This window comes from Ruficoccus amylovorans (genome assembly GCF_014230085.1).
Taxonomy (GTDB): Bacteria; Verrucomicrobiota; Verrucomicrobiia; order Opitutales; family Cerasicoccaceae; genus Ruficoccus; species Ruficoccus amylovorans.
Genome location: NZ_JACHVB010000020.1, coordinates 174,290 through 190,664 on the forward strand (window position 1 = coordinate 174,290; position 16,375 = coordinate 190,664).

18 protein-coding genes are annotated in these 16,375 nt (G+C 61.3%); 10 read left to right on the forward strand and 8 right to left on the reverse strand.

Annotated features, from left to right (window positions below; genetic code table 11):
• The first annotated feature begins 52 nt into the window (after positions 1–52).
• From queA to H5P28_RS07210, 4 genes are all read left to right on the forward strand, one after another.
• On the forward strand, positions 53–1,144 hold the full coding sequence (queA, locus tag H5P28_RS07195) for a tRNA preQ1(34) S-adenosylmethionine ribosyltransferase-isomerase QueA (RefSeq protein ID WP_185675028.1): 1,092 nt from the start codon (positions 53–55) through the stop codon (positions 1,142–1,144).
• A gap of 97 nt (positions 1,145–1,241) precedes the next feature.
• The gene (locus H5P28_RS07200) at positions 1,242–1,748 is read left to right on the forward strand and encodes an RNA polymerase sigma factor (protein ID WP_185675029.1); all 507 of its coding nucleotides are present in this window, start codon (positions 1,242–1,244) and stop codon (positions 1,746–1,748) included.
• Between the two features lie 14 nt (positions 1,749–1,762).
• A complete protein-coding gene (locus tag H5P28_RS07205; protein ID WP_185675030.1) occupies positions 1,763–2,572 on the forward strand; it encodes a hypothetical protein in 810 nt (269 codons plus the stop codon).
• A 31-nt stretch (positions 2,573–2,603) separates the two neighbouring features.
• Entirely contained in the window at positions 2,604–3,224 is a 621-nt protein-coding gene (locus tag H5P28_RS07210) for a YceI family protein (protein ID WP_185675031.1), read from the forward strand.
• Between the two features lie 206 nt (positions 3,225–3,430).
• On the opposite strand, the gene H5P28_RS07215 is transcribed toward H5P28_RS07210, so the two are convergent.
• From H5P28_RS07215 to H5P28_RS07240, 6 genes are all read right to left on the reverse strand, one after another.
• On the reverse strand, positions 3,431–4,012 hold the full coding sequence (locus H5P28_RS07215) for a crossover junction endodeoxyribonuclease RuvC (RefSeq protein ID WP_185675032.1): 582 nt from the start codon (positions 4,010–4,012) through the stop codon (positions 3,431–3,433).
• Between the two features lie 188 nt (positions 4,013–4,200).
• Positions 4,201–4,530: a thioredoxin gene (gene trxA, locus H5P28_RS07220; protein ID WP_185675033.1), complete on the reverse strand. Its 330-nt coding sequence runs from the start codon at positions 4,528–4,530 to the stop codon at positions 4,201–4,203.
• A 41-nt stretch (positions 4,531–4,571) separates the two neighbouring features.
• A complete protein-coding gene (locus H5P28_RS07225) occupies positions 4,572–5,027 on the reverse strand; it encodes a hypothetical protein (protein WP_185675034.1) in 456 nt (151 codons plus the stop codon).
• A 199-nt stretch (positions 5,028–5,226) separates the two neighbouring features.
• Positions 5,227–5,466, reverse strand: a complete 240-nt coding sequence (locus H5P28_RS07230; RefSeq protein WP_185675035.1) for a hypothetical protein — start codon at positions 5,464–5,466, stop codon at positions 5,227–5,229.
• 177 nt (positions 5,467–5,643) lie between these two features.
• Positions 5,644–6,765 (reverse strand): segregation and condensation protein A, encoded by a 1,122-nt coding sequence (locus H5P28_RS07235; protein WP_221773377.1) that lies wholly within the window; start codon positions 6,763–6,765, stop codon positions 5,644–5,646.
• A gap of 90 nt (positions 6,766–6,855) precedes the next feature.
• On the reverse strand, positions 6,856–9,015 hold the full coding sequence (locus H5P28_RS07240; protein ID WP_185675036.1) for an LPS assembly protein LptD: 2,160 nt from the start codon (positions 9,013–9,015) through the stop codon (positions 6,856–6,858).
• A gap of 219 nt (positions 9,016–9,234) precedes the next feature.
• On the opposite strand from H5P28_RS07240, the gene H5P28_RS07245 reads away from it, so the two are divergent.
• Positions 9,235–10,848 carry a putative Na+/H+ antiporter gene (locus H5P28_RS07245; RefSeq protein ID WP_185675037.1) on the forward strand — a complete coding sequence of 538 codons (1,614 nt, stop codon included), beginning with the start codon at positions 9,235–9,237 and terminating at the stop codon, positions 10,846–10,848.
• Between the two features lie 144 nt (positions 10,849–10,992).
• Here H5P28_RS07245 and H5P28_RS07250 read toward each other — a convergent pair whose 3' ends face one another.
• Positions 10,993–11,484 (reverse strand): hypothetical protein, encoded by a 492-nt coding sequence (locus H5P28_RS07250; protein WP_185675038.1) that lies wholly within the window; start codon positions 11,482–11,484, stop codon positions 10,993–10,995.
• A gap of 73 nt (positions 11,485–11,557) precedes the next feature.
• Here H5P28_RS07250 and H5P28_RS07255 point away from each other — a divergent pair, with 73 nt between their 5' ends.
• Genes H5P28_RS07255 through mgtE form a run of 3 tightly spaced genes read left to right on the forward strand, consistent with a single transcriptional unit; the run spans position 11,558 to position 14,183 of the window.
• On the forward strand, positions 11,558–12,232 hold the full coding sequence (locus tag H5P28_RS07255; protein ID WP_185675039.1) for a metallophosphoesterase: 675 nt from the start codon (positions 11,558–11,560) through the stop codon (positions 12,230–12,232).
• 15 nt (positions 12,233–12,247) lie between these two features.
• A complete protein-coding gene (locus H5P28_RS07260; RefSeq protein WP_185675040.1) occupies positions 12,248–12,811 on the forward strand; it encodes an isochorismatase family protein in 564 nt (187 codons plus the stop codon).
• Positions 12,804–14,183, forward strand: a complete 1,380-nt coding sequence (mgtE, locus tag H5P28_RS07265) for a magnesium transporter (RefSeq protein WP_185675041.1) — start codon at positions 12,804–12,806, stop codon at positions 14,181–14,183. Before H5P28_RS07260 ends, mgtE begins: the two co-directional genes overlap by 8 nt.
• Positions 14,184–14,426: 243 nt before the next feature.
• Here the strand turns inward: mgtE and H5P28_RS07270 are convergent, their stop codons facing one another.
• Positions 14,427–14,975 (reverse strand): hypothetical protein, encoded by a 549-nt coding sequence (locus H5P28_RS07270; protein ID WP_185675042.1) that lies wholly within the window; start codon positions 14,973–14,975, stop codon positions 14,427–14,429.
• A gap of 93 nt (positions 14,976–15,068) precedes the next feature.
• Between H5P28_RS07270 and H5P28_RS07275 the strand changes: the two genes are divergently transcribed.
• Both H5P28_RS07275 and lipB read left to right on the forward strand, forming a co-directional pair.
• On the forward strand, positions 15,069–15,566 hold the full coding sequence (locus H5P28_RS07275) for a DUF456 domain-containing protein (RefSeq protein WP_185675043.1): 498 nt from the start codon (positions 15,069–15,071) through the stop codon (positions 15,564–15,566).
• A 140-nt stretch (positions 15,567–15,706) separates the two neighbouring features.
• Complete coding sequence (gene lipB, locus H5P28_RS07280) at positions 15,707–16,363, forward strand: lipoyl(octanoyl) transferase LipB (protein ID WP_185675044.1); 657 nt, start codon at positions 15,707–15,709, stop codon at positions 16,361–16,363.
• Positions 16,364–16,375 lie beyond the last annotated feature (12 nt).

Sequence of the window (16,375 nt, forward strand, 5' to 3'; positions counted from 1 at the left end):
CCAGTGCCGCATGCCCACTGGCCAATGAGAATTGAGCAATGACAAATGATAAATGAACACCGCCGACTTTGATTACCCGTTACCGCCTGAGCTGATCGCGCAGGTCCCGGCCCAGCGCCGCGACGAGTCCCGGCTCATGGTGGTGGACCGCCGGACTGGGCAGATCGAGCACACCGTGTTCCGCGAACTCCCGGCCCATGTCCCGGCAGAGGCGCGCTTTTTCCGCAACTCGGCCGCCGTCTTCAAGGCGCGGCTGCGCGGCCAGCGGGCCACTGGCGGCGCGGTCGAGTGCCTGCTTTTGCACCCCGACGCGGACAAGCACAGCTTCTGGTGCCTGCTCAAGCCGGGGAAGAAGCTCCCCGTCGGCGGCACCTTTTCCGGCCCCGGCTACCGGGCCGAAGTTCTCGCCCTCAAACCGACCGGTGAACGGCTCGTGCGCTTTGCGCTGGAGAGCGCAGACAACGTGATCGCGCTGACCGACCGCATCGGAGAGGTTCCCCTGCCCCCTTACATTGAGCGTACCCGCGAGGCCGACCCATCCCTGCGTCGCCTCGACGAGGAACGTTACCAGACCGTTTACGCGGACGAGCGACACAAGGTCGCCGCTGCGGCCCCCACCGCCGGGCTGCACTTCACGCCGGAGCTTCTGGCCCGGCTGGAAGCCGACGGGGCGACCTTTTACGACGTGCGCCTCCACGTCGGGCTGGACACCTTTCAGCCCATCAAAACCGACCGGATCGAGGACCACCTCATCCACCACGAGCTTTACGAAATCCCCGCTGACGCCCGCCGCGCCCTGGCCGGAAGCGACAGCACCACGCAGCCCGGGCCGCGTATCTGCGTGGGCACGACCAGCCTGCGCGCCTGCGAGGACTTTATCCGCAAGGCACCTGCAACCGGAGAGGATGAGACTTTTATCGGCGAGGCCGGGCTTTTTATCTATCCACCCGACACCTGCCACAGCGCCGAGGGGCTCATCACAAACTTCCACCTTCCGCGTTCGACCCTGCTGTGCCTGGTCTCGGCATTTCTCACGCCCGGCAGCACTGACGGGATTAAATGGTTGAAAGAGCTCTACGCCGAAGCTATTGACAGACAATACCGTTTCTACAGCTACGGTGACGCTATGTTTATTCGGGGTTAAGTTTCGGCGGCTCAGGCTTTACATAGTTTTCACACTCTGCCAAATACTGCTAAAATCTTGCCAAACTCAGGAATATACCTGAGCTGTTTTGCCTCTCATGTCTGATCACGCCAACTTGAACTTCAGCGATCTGGTGGAGACCTATTACACTCCGCTCTACCGTTTCGCTTACAGTCTGGCGAAAAATGAACATGAAGCGTCCGATCTCACCCAGCAGACTTTCGTCATTTACGCGGAAAAAGGAGACAGCCTGCGCGACTCCTCAAAGGTCAAGTCCTGGCTCTTCACCACGCTGTACCGGGAGTTTCTGCGCCTGCGCCGGCGAGCGGCTCATGTTACTCCTCAGGAAAACGACATTCTCGAACTTGAAGCCCCGTCCGTCGAGCCCGGCATCGCCCGCACCCTCGACAGCCAGAGCGCCCTCGACGCCCTTGAGCAAGTCGATGAAGCCTACCGCGCCCCGCTCACCCTCTTCTATCTCAAGAGCCTCAGCTACAAGGAAATCGCCGAAACCCTGGACATCCCTATCGGCACGGTCATGTCCCGGCTCTCGCGGGGAAAAGCCCAACTGAAAAACATTCTCCTGAGCAGCACCGCCTCCTGATTCACCTTCGCCACATGGACACTTCACAAGCCAAAGCCATCCTCAGCGCCTACCGGGCAGATATGCCCGATGCGGACGATGCTGCCTTTAGCGAAGCCCTCGCCTTGGCCGCGAGCGACCCTGAGTTGAGCCGGTGGTTCGAGGATGAGCAGAACTTCGATGAAATTTTTTCCGGCAAGCTCAACTCCATCGAGCCCCCCGCCGACCTCAAGGCCAAGCTTCTCGCCCTCGACCCTGCTGCCAAGACGATCCCCTTTCCCGCGCCCGGCCAGCCCTCCCCTGAGCAACCGTCCTCCGGAGGTATTCTTCCTGGCCAGCGTCCCTGGTGGAAGCGCTCCTCCATCCTCTCCGCCGCCGCCACTGTCGTCATTTTTCTCGGCTTCGGGCTCGTCCTGCTCGACCCCAACCCGGTGGACGCCGAGCCCGAGTTGGACCAGATCTACGATCGTATCGGAGAGCACTTTGAGCAGGACCCCAAGCCCGCCCAGAACTCTACCGATCTGGACCAGATTCGAGGCCTGCTGGATGCCTCCGGGCTGCGCTCCCCCGGCCCGTTGCCGCCCAAGGTGGACGCCTTGGCCGAGGTCGGCTTTGGCAGCTTCACCTTCCGCGACACCACGATCAGCTTTATCGAGATGAAGGGCGACCAGACCTTCTGCCTCTACCTGCTCGATCCCACCCTGGCCGGAAACCACGTCCCCGCCGACGGAACCCCGGTCGTGATCCAGCGCAATGACCTGGCCATGCTCGTGTGGCGGGGCAGCAAAAATCTTTGCGTTTTAATTGTGCGCGGACCAGTTGAAGAAATGAAGGACCTGCTTTAAGTTCGCCGATCATCTAACTAAACTGAACCACATGACACAAAAAACCATCCTCTCACTCCTCGCACTTGGCATTGGCTCGCTGGTGGCCGTCCCGGCCCAGGCCGCCAACACGATCTTCCAGATCGATCCGAATCACTCGGAGGTCAGCTTCAAGGTCCGGCACTTTCTGAACCAGGTTCCGGGCAAGTTCACCGAGTTTACCGGCGAAATCAGTGTCAATGACGCTGACATGACCAAGAGCACGGTCAACGCCACCATCCAGGCCAAGAGCATCGACACGAGTAACACCAAGCGCGACGATCACCTGGAGTCGGCGGATTACTTCGATATCGCCAAGTACGCGACGATCACTTTCCAGAGCACGAAGTGGGTGCAGACCGGTGCCGACACCTATGACGTGACCGGCGACCTGACCATGCTTGGTGTGACCAAGCCCGTCGTGCTCAAGGTCAAGTACCTCGGCCAGCAGGAAGGCGTCGGCCATTATCAGGGCCTGCTTATCAACGGTTGGGAAGCCACCACCGAGATCAAGCGCTCCGACTGGGGCCTGACCGCTGGCGGACCCGTCGTGGGTGACGATGTCTCCATCTCGCTGAGCATTCAGGGCCACCACAATATCGTGGATTCCAAGGGACCGAACCCCACCAAGTAAAGCCTCGGCATACTCCGAGCGGACAATCCCGCTCTTTCCCGTTTTTTCACAGAGCCCGGACACTGGTCCGGGCTCTGTTTGTTTATGAGATTACCCGCGAAGCGACGCGAAGGGGCACGAAGAAATTCCCTTTCATATTCTCTTGGCGACTCTTCGCGTGGCTTCGCGGGCGACCGTTATTCTATCGTTCTATTTTCAAAGTAAAATCAGCCGTGCCAGGTCCAGGCGTGGCAGCAGGCGGTGGCGGCGGCGTCGGATTCGTCCGAGGGCAACTCGGCCAGCAGTTGCAGGTGGTGGCGCATCATGCTTGCGACCTGTTCCTTGCTGGCGCGTCCGGCCCCGACCACCGCCTGCTTGATCCGTAACGGCGCGTATTCAAAAACCGGGAGGGATCGCATGGCAGCGGGGGCGATGGCTGCCCCGCGTGCCGCGCCGAGGATTTGCGCAGTCTGGAAGTTCTGCACGTAGATGGTCTGCTCCAGCGCCACGCAGACCGGTGGCCTGTCATGCTCCAGCATGACACTTACCCGGTGTGCTATCACCCCGAGACACTCCGCGAATCCAAGCTTCGGACGGTTGCGCACGGTCTCGCTGGCCAAGAGGCGCGGCTGCTTGCCGGGGGCGAATTCCACCAGGGCCAGCCCCGTCCCGCGCAAACTCGGGTCAATCCCAAGGACCACGCCCGCGAAAACGCGCCGAACGTCCGTCACAGGGGCGGAAGATGCCCCGGGAACAGGTTTGCCGGTCAGTTTGGCCGTCCACAGGTTGCGGCTGGATTTGCGTGCCATGATTAGAAATTAAGCTCTGCTTTTACCCGACAAAGACCGCTGGGAGCAAAGCCCAAAACCGCCCCGCGGCCAAAACAAAAACGGCGCATGGACTTTTCCATGCGCCGTTGAAAAATAGACCGAAGCTCAAGTCGGGATCACACCCAAACGGAAATGCCTAAAAACGTTCCGTTCTTCGTGCGCAGGCTTTAGAGCTGGGCCTGAAGCTTGCTCGAAAGATCAGCCTTGCTGGTCATGCCCACGACCTGATCGACGACTTCGCCGCCCTTGAAAATCAGGATGGTCGGGATGGCCCGGATGTTAAACTTGCCAGCCAGCTCGCTGTTGCTGTCCACATCCACCTTGCAGATGCTGACCTTGCCGTCCAGCTCCCCGGCGAGTTCTTCCAGGATCGGGGCGATGGCCTTGCAGGGGCCGCACCACGGGGCCCAGAAGTCCACCAGAACGGGCGTGGACGCCTCAGTGACCGTGGCGTCGAAGCTATCGTTATCGAGGTTTTGAATCTTTTCGGATGCCATAAGATGAGAATATTAACAGGGGCTTAGTCGGGCGATGAGGGCTAACCTTTCATGCTGACAAAAATCAGCGCGGCAAAAACCACAGCCACGACCGCGCAAACGGCGTCAACGGCCAGTCCCAGCGCGCTGACGGAAGATCCTTCCGCGACGACGGGGTCGGCGGCGCGTGCCTTCGGCACGGGCTTTGAAGGCTTAGGACGCGAAACGGGCGCTGCAGGCTTGGCAGCTGTATTGGCCGCGACCGGTGACGGTGAAGGCGGCTTCGGGGCCCCGGCAACCGGCGACGGAGGCTTGGGAGCTCCAGTGACCGGCTTGGGCGGGGTCGGCAGCTTAACGGCACCCTCGGCACCGGGAGCCTTGGCGGTAAAGGGCGAGCGAGTCACCTTAAACTGAGGCTTTTCGGCGGGGGCGGCCGGTTTATCGTTATCGGCGGGGGGCGGTGTATGCGCCGCTTCCTGAGCCGGGGGCGGGGTATCCTTTTTTTCTTCGTCGCTCATGCGTAAACACGGATTGTTCGCGTTCGCCGGGTAAAGTCAAGCGCCTGACTGAGAATAGTCACCGGCAGGAACTTGCGGAAACTTAAGATACGCGGACAAAAAGCGCCAAGAGATGCAATGCGAGTATTTTGTCCAAGTAACCTAAACAGCCCCACCCGCGCCGGACATTTCCTCCGCCCGGCAAGCCCGGACGCCTCCCTTACTGGGAGTGCTTCTGGATCAGGTCGGCGACTTCGCGGTGGTCGGCCTCCTCCAGCTCCTTGCCCCGGCGCTTGAGGTCTTCAAAGGTCTTCATCACGGTTTCGGTCATGCGCTCGTGCGTCTCGGCTGAGCCGCCAACGATGGCGAACTTATCGGCCTGGGTCACGCGCTTGTGCCCGTCCTTATTATCCAGCCCGATGCCAAGCAGGCCCGTGATCTTCTGTTCCTTGCGTTCCATAATAAAAGTCAGGATGGCTAATGAGTTAAATGGCTAAATGGCTGATTTTTAATGGTTAGATACTGAAGATAGAAGACAACAATTAGCCAGTGCGACTGTGGATTTCCTGAAATCCTCTGACAGTCTGAAACGTGCCGCTTAATCGTAAAAAGGCAAGCGCCGGGTTACATTCGCGGATCAGCGGCGCGGGTTCTCCCCTTCGTCACCCGCATGCGCGTCGTCATCATCCAGCGCCTCATCGGCTTCGAACGGGTCTTCCCCGTCGCCAAATTCGTCTGCCCCGGCGTCGGTTTCTACGTCTGCTGATTCGGAAAGACTTTCTGACGCCTCGGGTGTTTCCGCCTCCGGTAAATCGGCGGCGAAGGCATCCTTGTCCCAGGGCTCGCCGTCGTCATCCTCTTCGTACTCGTCCCCCTCATCAGCCGACTCCACTGCCGCGCTGACAGCGGCCGCCCCGGTGCTCACGGAGGCTGTGTCGGGCTCGTCTTCCTCGTCGGGGAGCGGAGGTGGCTCGTCCTCCTCCGGGCGGGCGAAGCAACGGATGTCCCCGAAAAGCTCCTCCTGCTCGACGGTGAGTTTTTTCAGGCGGGTCAGCTCCAGCACGGCCAGCAGCGAGGCCACAATGAGCGGGACGGTGATCTTTTGCCCCGGCTCAAACAGCTCGGTAAAGAGAAACTCCGGCGTGTCAGACAGCTTGTTGAGGATGTACTCCATCCGATCGGAGACGGTGACCTGCTCGTCCCGGATTTCGCCCTGGACGATTTTCTCGGCCAGGCGGCGCAGCACGAGGTTGAAGACGTTCCACAGCTCGATGCGGTCGCTGTTCTTGACCGGGCGCGGGGCGACTTCCTCCTCCTTGGCCGAAAACAGCCGGGGCAGGAAGTCCTGCTGCTGCTCAACCAGTTGGCGGATCTGTTCGGCGGCGTCCTTGAAGCGCTTGTATTCGAGCAACTGCTCGACCAGTTCCCAACGCGGGTCGGCCTCCTCGGCTTCTTCCTCGGGCTGAGCCTCCTGATCGTTGACCGGCAGAAGCATGCGGCTCTTGATGTACATCAGGGTGGCGGCCATGACAAAGAATTCGCCCGCGACTTCCAGGTTAAGCTCGTCCATCTCCCGCAGCACGCCCATGTACTGGTGGGTGACTTCCTCGATGGGGATGTCGTAAATATCCAGCTCGTTCTTGCGGATGAGAAAGAGCAGCAGGTCCAGTGGCCCCTCGAACACAGGCAGGCGGATGGCCATCTCCCGGCTGGGCAGCAGGGCGTCCTGTTCTTCGGCGTGCTCGGCGGGCGTCGTCATGGCTGGTGGGCGGGCGTGCTCAGGAAGGGATTCCCCGGCGCCGCCCTACTCTTTTCAGGAAATACAATGAGGCGGCACCGGCGGCGCTTGTCAAATCCTCACGAGGCTGAAGCTGACCTGGAAGCGGAAACCGTTCTGACGGGTGGAACCGGAGGTGTGGATGATGGCGAAGGTGGCTTCCCAGGAGCGGCCCAGCATGGTTTCCCACAGGTAAGCCTGCTCGGTCAGCTCGCCCAGGTCGGCATCGACGGTCCAGTAGGCCCCGAGCAGGTTGCGGCTGTCGAGCCGGTAGCGCACATCAAGCAGGAACTGGTTGATGTCGTTCCCAACCACGTCGGTGACGTAGTTGTTCCCGAAAAAGGCCGTCCACTCCTCGCCGTCGGTGAAGCGCACCCCGGAGGTGATTTCATCGAGGTTGAGCTTGTTCGGGTTCACGCGCAGCAGGGTGCTGAACTGGACCCAGTAGGCGGGCATGAACTGGATAATGGCGTAGGTATCCGAGTAATCCTGCTCGGCGGGCTCGGCGGGCTGACCGTAACGGGCCGGCTGGGCCGGGGCGGTGGAGAAGCGGAACTCCTGGTACAGATCGACCGCAAAAAGGTCGCGCGAGCCGTATTCGGGGTCGCGGGTTTGGAAAAGATTCTGCACGCCGACGCGGATCGTATTCTCCTCGTAAAGGTCGTCGATGTTGCGCTTGTTGGCCAGGCCGAGCGGCTCCAAGTAGGTTTCAAACGAAGCCAGGCGGTCGATGGGCGGAATAAGGGTGTCGCCGGACTGCGCGGCGGGAACGTAGCGGTACTGGACGGTCGGCTGGAGATAGTGGCGCAGGCCATCGATCTCCCAGAACTCGTTCTGGTAGTCCCAGACGCCGACGGCGTTCAGGTCCACATCCACCCCGAACTCGCCCAGCACGCGGGTGTAGCTGCCGGAGTTGCCGAGAGTGACGGCGTAGTGCGTAGCCATGACCCCGGCCACCGGTGTGATGACGAGCCAGTCGCTCGCGGCGATGGGGTAATGCACGCCGTAGTAGCCGTTGATTCGGTTACTGTTCAGGGTGTTGAAGGAGCCAGTGGGCGAATTTTCCTGCAACGTGGCGTAGCTGACATCAAGCCGCTGGTACAGGCCGGTGTCGAAGATCTCCGTCGGCACGAGGTCGAAGCGGACTTCCGGCAGGCGCTGGGCCACGGTCTGGAAGTCGTTGGGCTGGAGGCGGGCGATGGCGTTGAGGAACCAGTTTTCGCCCTTGTAGGTAGCCTCGAAGAAATTGTCCGGCTGCTGGTTGTCCTCGAACAGGCCCTCGCGGAAGTCGCGCTCGACCGCGGAATCGCTCCACCAACTGATGGAGGCGGTCAGTTCCAGGTTGTCGTCGAGCGAGAACTGCTTGTGCCGCCACTCGATGAAGTAGCGGTCTGGCTCGATGGGGCGGCCGAGCACGTCCGTGCCCAGTTCGCTGGCGCTGCCCTCGTCATGGATGTAGCCGGTATCGACCCAGCCGGTCATGGTGCCGAAGTCCGGGTCGGTCCAGTTGTAGTCGAGAATCGGGCCGACGAGGACGCCGCGCTGGGTGTAGCCGTCGAGGTTCAGGCCCGCCGCCAACTCGGGGATGAAGCGGAAGGCAAAGGCGTTTTGCCAGTAAAAGCCGAGGTCGTTCTGTTGGCCAATATTGCCCGTGTACTGGACCGGGGTGCCGTTATCGACGCGGTACTCGACGTAGGGCAGATAGAAGAAAGGCACCTCGCCGATCTGGAAGACCACATCCTCCATCGCCACCGTGTCCTGGTTTTCAACGGTGAGTTTTTTTGAGTTAAGATTGAGCGCGAAGGGGTCGGGCTCCTGCACGTACATCTTGGCGTCGGCCACCTCGATCAGGTCCTTGTCGCCCTTGGCTTCGGTGCCCAGTACGTAGATGGAGTCGTTGCCCAGGCGGAAATCGCCCGTGTAGAAGGTGCGGTTGAAATAGTCGTAGTCGGCGTTGTCGGTGAGCAGGCGGAAGCTCCCGCTGGTCAGCGTGACCGTATCACGCGCCTGCACCGTGGACTGGTCCTGCTCGAAGATGATCCGGTCGGCCTTCACGCGGGTATTCTCATTGTCGAGAATGGCATTTCCGCGCGCGGTCATGCGGTTATTCTCCGCGTCAAACTCAATCGGCTCGTCGGAGGATAATTCGGGAGGGACCATCTGCGCGTGGGCCAGCAGGGAGCCACCCATCAGCGCGAGTCCTGTCAAGAGGTAGCAATGCACTCGCAGCACGGGACGAACATTGGGCGGCCTCCCGGCAACGGGCAAGGACTATTTTGCCAACCCGGGGCAGAAAATCCCGGTGGGGCGGCGCCCCTGGCATTGTCACGCGTTTTTTACAAAATCGGATGAATCCGGCTTGCCAAGCCGGGGGATACTTATGTCATAACCGTAAGATGACTGGGCCATAAGCCCGGCGTATATTTTTCACGCTCTCACTCAATCACCACGATGCCGAGATTTTTCCCGACGATACTGGCTTGCCTGTGCCTGTGTCTCCCGTTTTTCGCCCACGCCGCCGGTGACAGCCACGCCGATCTGCCACCCTTCCCTCTCCCGCTGGAGGACTACCGCCAGGCTGAGGAACAGAAAGCCGCCCAGGAAGGAGTCGAGGAGCTGGGCCTGTGGGAAACCCTGGTGCTCCGGGCCGAGGCCGAGCCGATCAACCTCGTGGTCACCGCGCTGTTTCTGGGCGCGATCATCCACACCTTTCTGGCCGGGAAATTCATGAGCATCGCCCACCGGCTGGAGGAGGAACACGCCGCCGCATCGGACGAGGACAGCGAGCACTACGTGGACGGCAAGTCGTCCGTCAGCTTCAAGGCGACCGTCTTTCACTTTCTCGGGGAGGTCGAGGCCATCTTCGGTATCTGGGTGCTGCCGCTGTTCGCGGTCATCAGCTTCTGGCCGGGACTGGGCTTTCCCAGTGCCGTGCGCTACATCGACTCGCAGGACTACACTGAGCCGGTCTTTGTCGTGGTCATCATGGCCATCGCCTCTTCGCGCCCGATCCTGCAACTGGCCCGCGACGCGCTTAGCATCGTGGCCGGGCTGGGCAAGCGCAGCCCGGCGGCCTGGTGGCTGTCGATCCTGACCATTGCCCCGGTGCTGGGCTCGTTCATCACCGAACCGGCGGCCATGACTATCGCCGCCCTCCTGCTCGGGCAGCAGTTCTATAAATACAAGCCCGCTCCGCTCTTTGCCTACGCCACGCTGGGCCTGCTCTTTGTCAACGTCTCGGTCGGCGGCACGTTGACGCATTTCGCCGCTCCCCCGGTGCTGATGGTAGCGACGCCCTGGGAGTGGAACCTGCCGCATATGCTGCTGACTTTCGGTTGGCGCGCGGTGGCCGGCATCCTGATTTCCAACACGATCTACTTCCTGATCTTCCGCAAGCACTTTGCCACTCTGGTATCCAACGCCTCTGTTCCGGTGCCGGATGCCGAAGCCGAACCGGAGGAAGCTCCCGTGCCGGGCTGGATTGTCGCGGTGCATGTGGGCTTCGTGGCCTGGACCGTCATGACCCTGCACCACCCCCCGCTTTTCGTAGGCGGCTTCCTGGTCTTTATCGCCTTCACGGTGGGCACGGCCCACTTCCAGTACCAGATCAAGCTGCGCGGCCCGATGCTGGTCGGCTTCTTTCTGGCGGCGCTGAAAATCCACGGTGGCTTGCAAGGTTGGTGGATTTCGCCCGTGCTGGGCAGCCTTGACCAACTCCCGCTGTTTATCGGCTCAACCATGCTGACCGCGGTCAACGACAACGCAGCCATCACCTACCTGGCCTCGCAGGTGCCGGTCTTCGACATCCATACCGCGACCGGCGCGATCAAGGAAGGGGCTGACTTCATCCGCGCCGAGGCGCTCCAGTACGCGGTGGTAGCCGGAGCTGTCACGGGTGGTGGGTTGACCGTTATCGCGAACGCCCCCAACCCTGCCGGTCAGAGTATCCTGAACAAGTTCTTCAAGGACGGGATTTCACCGCTGGGGCTGTTCCTCGGGGCGCTCGTGCCGACCATCGTCATGGCCATTTGCTTCATGGTATTCCCCCATATCAGCCTCAAGTAGAAAGTATGCCCCGGAGGGGGCAAAATGGTTAATTGTTAAAAGGCTGATTGTTGGGGCAGCCATTTAACAATCAGGTATCCTTATCCGCGTTTCTTCGCGTGGCTTCGCGGGCCATCTCTTTATCCAGTTGCTTCGCAGGCTTGCTCAGACCAGCAACTGAAGTTGTTCCTGAATCCGGATCAGTTTGGCCGGATCGATGTCGTCCATCGGAACGTCGTATTCGCGGTCCTGCTTGGGATGACGGTAACGCTGGACGCCCTTGACGGCGGGGCCGACGCGGCGCAGCACGCGCTTGCGCTCCAGCATGAGGGCCAGCAACTGCTTGAGCACGGCCCGGTCCTGCTCCCCTTCTGGGTCGGACTCCTCGAAAAGCGACACAAACAGCTCCTCCGTCGTCGCCATGAGCTGACGACGGGCCTCGCGGGCCTCCTCGTTGGGTGTTTTGACCTCGCGCCGCCAGCGCCCGAGGACGCCGCCGGGCGCGCTGAAGGCGTCCGCCTCCTCTTCGCGCAGGTCCACCCGCTGGAGCTGGCCTTCGGCGTCGAGGTGAAGGATGCAGACGACGATTTCGCCCTCAGAGAAGGTTTCGCCCGAGACCGAAGACTCGCGGGCCGGAGGTTTAAACTGCCATTCCATGGTTTTTTTGTTCCAGTCGAAAGGAATTGTTTGCAAGGTAGGGCCTTCTACAAGGAAAAAGCCTGGATTAATCATGGGGGACGCGAAGGGAAGATTGATCGCCATCGGCGATGTGCACGGCTGTGCGGACGAGCTGGAGGAAATGCTCGGGAAGATCTCGCCGTCTGCGGACGACACGCTGGTCTTCCTCGGCGATCTCGTCAACCGTGGTCCCTTCACCACCCGCGTGCTCAAGATCGTCCAGGCCCTCCCCAACGCCCGCTGCCTGCTCGGCAACCACGAGCTGCGCCTCCTGCGCTACCGGCACGAGGGCAACCCCTCCATCCTCAAGGACTACGACTGGGATACGCTCAAGCAGATCGACCCCGAGGACTGGTCCTTTCTCGAAAGCCTGGAGCTGACCATCTCCTACCCCGAGGATGAAACCGTCTTCGTCCACGGGGGCTTTCTGCCGGACCGTGCCTGGACCGAGCAGGGAGCCGACATCGTGACCTCCATCCAGGTCATCGACCCGGCCTCGCCCGGTACCTACGGCAAGCGCGGCAAGATGACCAACGGCATCAGCTGGGCCGAACGCTGGAAAGGCCCGCCCTTTGTCGTCTGCGGACACACCCCGCGCCCCGAGATTTTCCGCCGCCCCTGGTCGCTGTGCATTGACACCGGCTGCGTCTATGGCGGCAAGCTGACCGCCTACGACGTGCGGGAGGAGAAATACCTCCAGATCGCCGCCCGCAAAGCCTACATCTGACAAGACTTTACTGCCATGAACGAAGAATCCGGCCAACCCACCCGTAAAATCGTCCTGCTCGTCCTCGACATGCAGGAAACCTTCCTCAAGGTCATGCCTGAACGGGAACAGGTGGTCGGACGATGTTCGTTCGCCATCAGTGCCGCCCGCCTGCTGGGCATCGACGTGGCATTCACCGAGCAGATGCCGGACAAACTCGGCCCCACCCTGCCCGAACTTCGCGCGCTGGCCCCCGAGGCTCCCGTTTTCCCCAAGCACGCCTTTTCCGGCCTCGACGCAGACGGCATGGAGGCCTACCTCTCCGAGGGCGAGACCGAGGGCCTCCTCATCGCCGGGCTGGAAACTCCGGTCTGCGTTTACCAGACGGCCCTCGCCGCCCACAACCAGAACCTCGTCGTGACGCTGCTTTCGGACGCGCTCACCTGCCGCCGCGCCGGGGACGGGGGCACTGTCCTGAAGGCCCTGCGACATTCCGGTTGCCATGTGTTGCCAACGGAGACGATTTTCTACAGCCTGCTCGCCGACGCCCGTCATCCGGCCTTCCGCGCCTACACCCAACTGGTAAAGAAGTATGGCTGAAGTCAACGACACCCCGGCTCCCGCTGCCGACGCCGAAGCCTACACCCTCGACGAACTGCGCGAAATCTACACCGAGAAAGGCGTGGAGGCCCTCGACGCAGGCCGCCTGGAGGCGACTTCTCCCTACACGGTGGGCAGCTTCCTCTCCCGCCTTGACGTGGACGGGCGGCGCGAGGTCCTGCGCCTGATCCCGCTGGAGCACACCACGAGCATTCTGTCCGAAATGGACGCCGAGGACGCCGCTGACGTGGTTGAGGCCATGCGCGAGCCGCGCGCCGTCCAGATCCTGGAGGAACTCGACCCCGACGACAGCGCCGACATTTTCAACGAAATGGAGGCCGCCGACCGCGAACGCCTCCTGGGCAAGGTGGACGACGAGACCGCCGCCACCATGCGCGAACTGATCTCCTACGGCCCCGACACGGCCGGGGGGATCATGACGACCGAGATCGCCACCGCCCGCCCCTCGATGACCGTCATCCAGACCGTGCGGCACATCCAGCGTCTCAACGACGAGCTGGAGCACATTTTCTACGTCTATGTGGTCGATGAGGAAAACCGCCTGCTGGGCGTCGTCTCCATGCGCGACCTGGTCATGCACGGCCCACTGGACTACCTGCGCGACTTCATGACCCGCGATCTCAAGGGGGTGTGCCGCGTCGATATGGACCAGGAGCAGGTGGCCCGGCTTATGGCCGAGCTGAACCTTAATGCCGTACCCGTGGTGGACGCCGACAACCGCCTCGTCGGGATGGTCACGCACGACGACGTGCTCGACATCGTGCAGTCCGAGGCCACGGAAGACATCCAGAAGCTCATGGGTGCCGGCGGTGACGAAGCGGTCAACGACCCGGTTTTCCAGAGTATCCGCCGCCGCACGCCGTGGCTTTTAATCAATCTGGTCACAGCGATGATCGCGGGCAGCGTCGTCTATGCCTTTGAGGACCAGATCAGCAAAATGGCCATCCTGGCCGCGTGCATGCCCGTCGTGGCGGGGCTCAGCGGCAACACAGGCGCCCAGACCCTGGCGATCCTTATTCGCAGTATCGCCCTTGGGGACATTCATAGCGGGGAAGATCGCCGCGTGTGCATAAGGGAAATGTTCAAGGGCCTGATGAACGGCCTGCTCATCGGCCTGACTGCCGCCGTCACGGTAGGAGCGCTCACCGGCAACCCAATGATCTCGGTCGTGATTTTCACCGCCATGGTCATGGCGATGTGTTTCGCGGGCATGGCCGGGGCGTTCATCCCGCTTATGCTGAACAAGCTCGGCTTCGACCCCGCCCAGTCCAGCAATATCTTCCTCACCGCCTCGACCGACATTTTCAGCTTCGCCGTCTTCCTCGGCCTCGGCAGTTGGATCCTCCTCTAGGCAGGGCATGCCCTGCACCCTCGGTGCTTCGCACCGTGATGGGGCGCTGCCCCATCGGAGCCAGAAAGGCTCCTGCCCCGTATGCGGAGGGGATGATGTTGGACTGTTCGGAAATCCGTCCGGGAGGGTGCGTGACATACGGGGCGTCAGCTCAAAGACCGAACGCTCCCGCCCCGCTCCGGGGTAGCCGCCTTTTTGGCGGCGTAGGGGCAGCGCCCCTTAATGTCCTGTGCGGCCACGCACTTATTTTTTGCCGACGGCTTTGAAGATGGCCTTGAGGCGGTTGCCCCAGTTGGCTTTTTCGGCTTCGGTGGGCTTGGGGGCGTCGAGGGAGACCTCGTCCCACCATTGCGGGCTTTCGGTTTTGAAGCCGGTTGCCTTGCGCAGGCTGAAAAGAAGCATGGGGACGACTTCGCGCAGGTCGAGGTCCTTGTCCTTGGGGAAAATCAGGTCCATCTGGTGGACGTAGTTCTCGGAGTGGCGCATGCTGGCCGGAACCGAAGTCAGCGACTGGAGGCTGGGCAATTGTTCGCGCAGCGCCTTGAGGTCGAACTTGGCCAGCAGGCGTTCAATCTGCTTTTCGGCCTCGTCATTGGGCGTGTCCACCACGAAGGTCAGACAGAGGTAGTTGACGGAGTGGCCGTCGGCCGGGCGTGCGACCTTACAGAGGCCGTTGAGCATCTTGCCACCGGAGCCTGGCAAGTAGAAATCAAAGAAGGCGATAAACTCCTCCTGAGAGAAGAAAGCGTTGAGTTCCTGTTGGATGTCGGGATTGGGGAATGAGTCGCTCACGATATTTTTATTAGGGTACGGAAGAACAACTTAGCGCTCCGAGGCGTTTTGACTAGCAAAAACGCCCCCGTCGGCCAAACTCGCCCTGATTTTATGGAGCACGAAGGCATTCATTGGCTGCCCTTTCTGGTCACGGCGCTGATTATTTTCATCGGCGTGGTCGGGTCGATCATCCCTATCCTGCCTGGTTGCGTAATCATCTGGAGCGGCATCGTTATTTATAAAATCTGGGTGCCGGGCGATATTTCGTGGAAGGTCGTCATCATCACCGGAGCGCTGGCCGCGCTGGCGCAGGTGCTGGACTTCATCGCCGGATACTGGGGGGCGAAAAAGTTCGGTGGCACCACCCGGGGGGCTGTCGGAGCCGTGCTTGGGGGCATTATCGGGCCATTTGTGTTCTCGCCGTTCATCGGGCTGGTCGTGGGGCCGGTACTGGGCGCGATCATTGGCGAACTCACCGCCCGGCGCACGATCAAGGAGTCCGGCAAGGCCGGGGTCGGCACCCTTGTCGGCGGCATTGCCTCGTTCATCATCAAGATCGGCATCTCCTTCTTCATGACCGCGCTGTTCTACTACGCGATGTTCACCTAGGAGACATTCGTAGATTGGTAGATTTTTAAATTCGTAAATTCAATAACGCTATGCGGCGTACAAAACGGCGAACCTGCGATTTTACCAACCTGCGAATCTATGAATTTTTATAAATTTATAAATTTACGAACCCATTTCCCATGCCATTGACAATCGAAGACTGGGGCCGAACGGCTTACGAGGACGCCTTTGCGCGGCAACTGGAGCGCGTCGAGCAGCGCCTCGACGGCGAAATCGGCGACACCCTCATCCTGACCGAGCACGAATCCGTTTACACCATCGGGGCGCGCCACGGGGCGGAAAAACACCTGCTGCTCGCTCCAGACGCCCTCGCCTCGCGCGGCATCCAGCTCGCCAAAACCAACCGTGGCGGCGATATCACCTGGCACGGGCCCGGACAGATCGTGGGCTACCCCGTCATTTCGCTGGCGCGGACCCGCGACCTGCACGCATACCTGCGAAAGATCGAGCAGCTCATCATCAATGTCCTCGGCTCGCTCGGCCTGGCCGCCAGCCGCCGCGACGGGCTGACGGGCATCTGGCTGGACAGGCGCAAAATCGCCGCCATCGGCGTCGCCGTGAAGCGCTGGGTCACTTACCACGGCTTCGCGCTCAACGTGAACTGCGACCTGGGTAACTTCGGCGGTATCGTTCCCTGCGGGATCACGCCCGCCGAGGGCACGGTGACCTCGATTTCCGCCGAACTGGGCTGCGAGGCCGACCTGGCCGAGGTCAAGCAACTGCTGGCCGCCGAGGCGCAGGAGCTGTTCCGGGCGAACGACCAGAGCGAAGACTGAGCCGCAGAAATC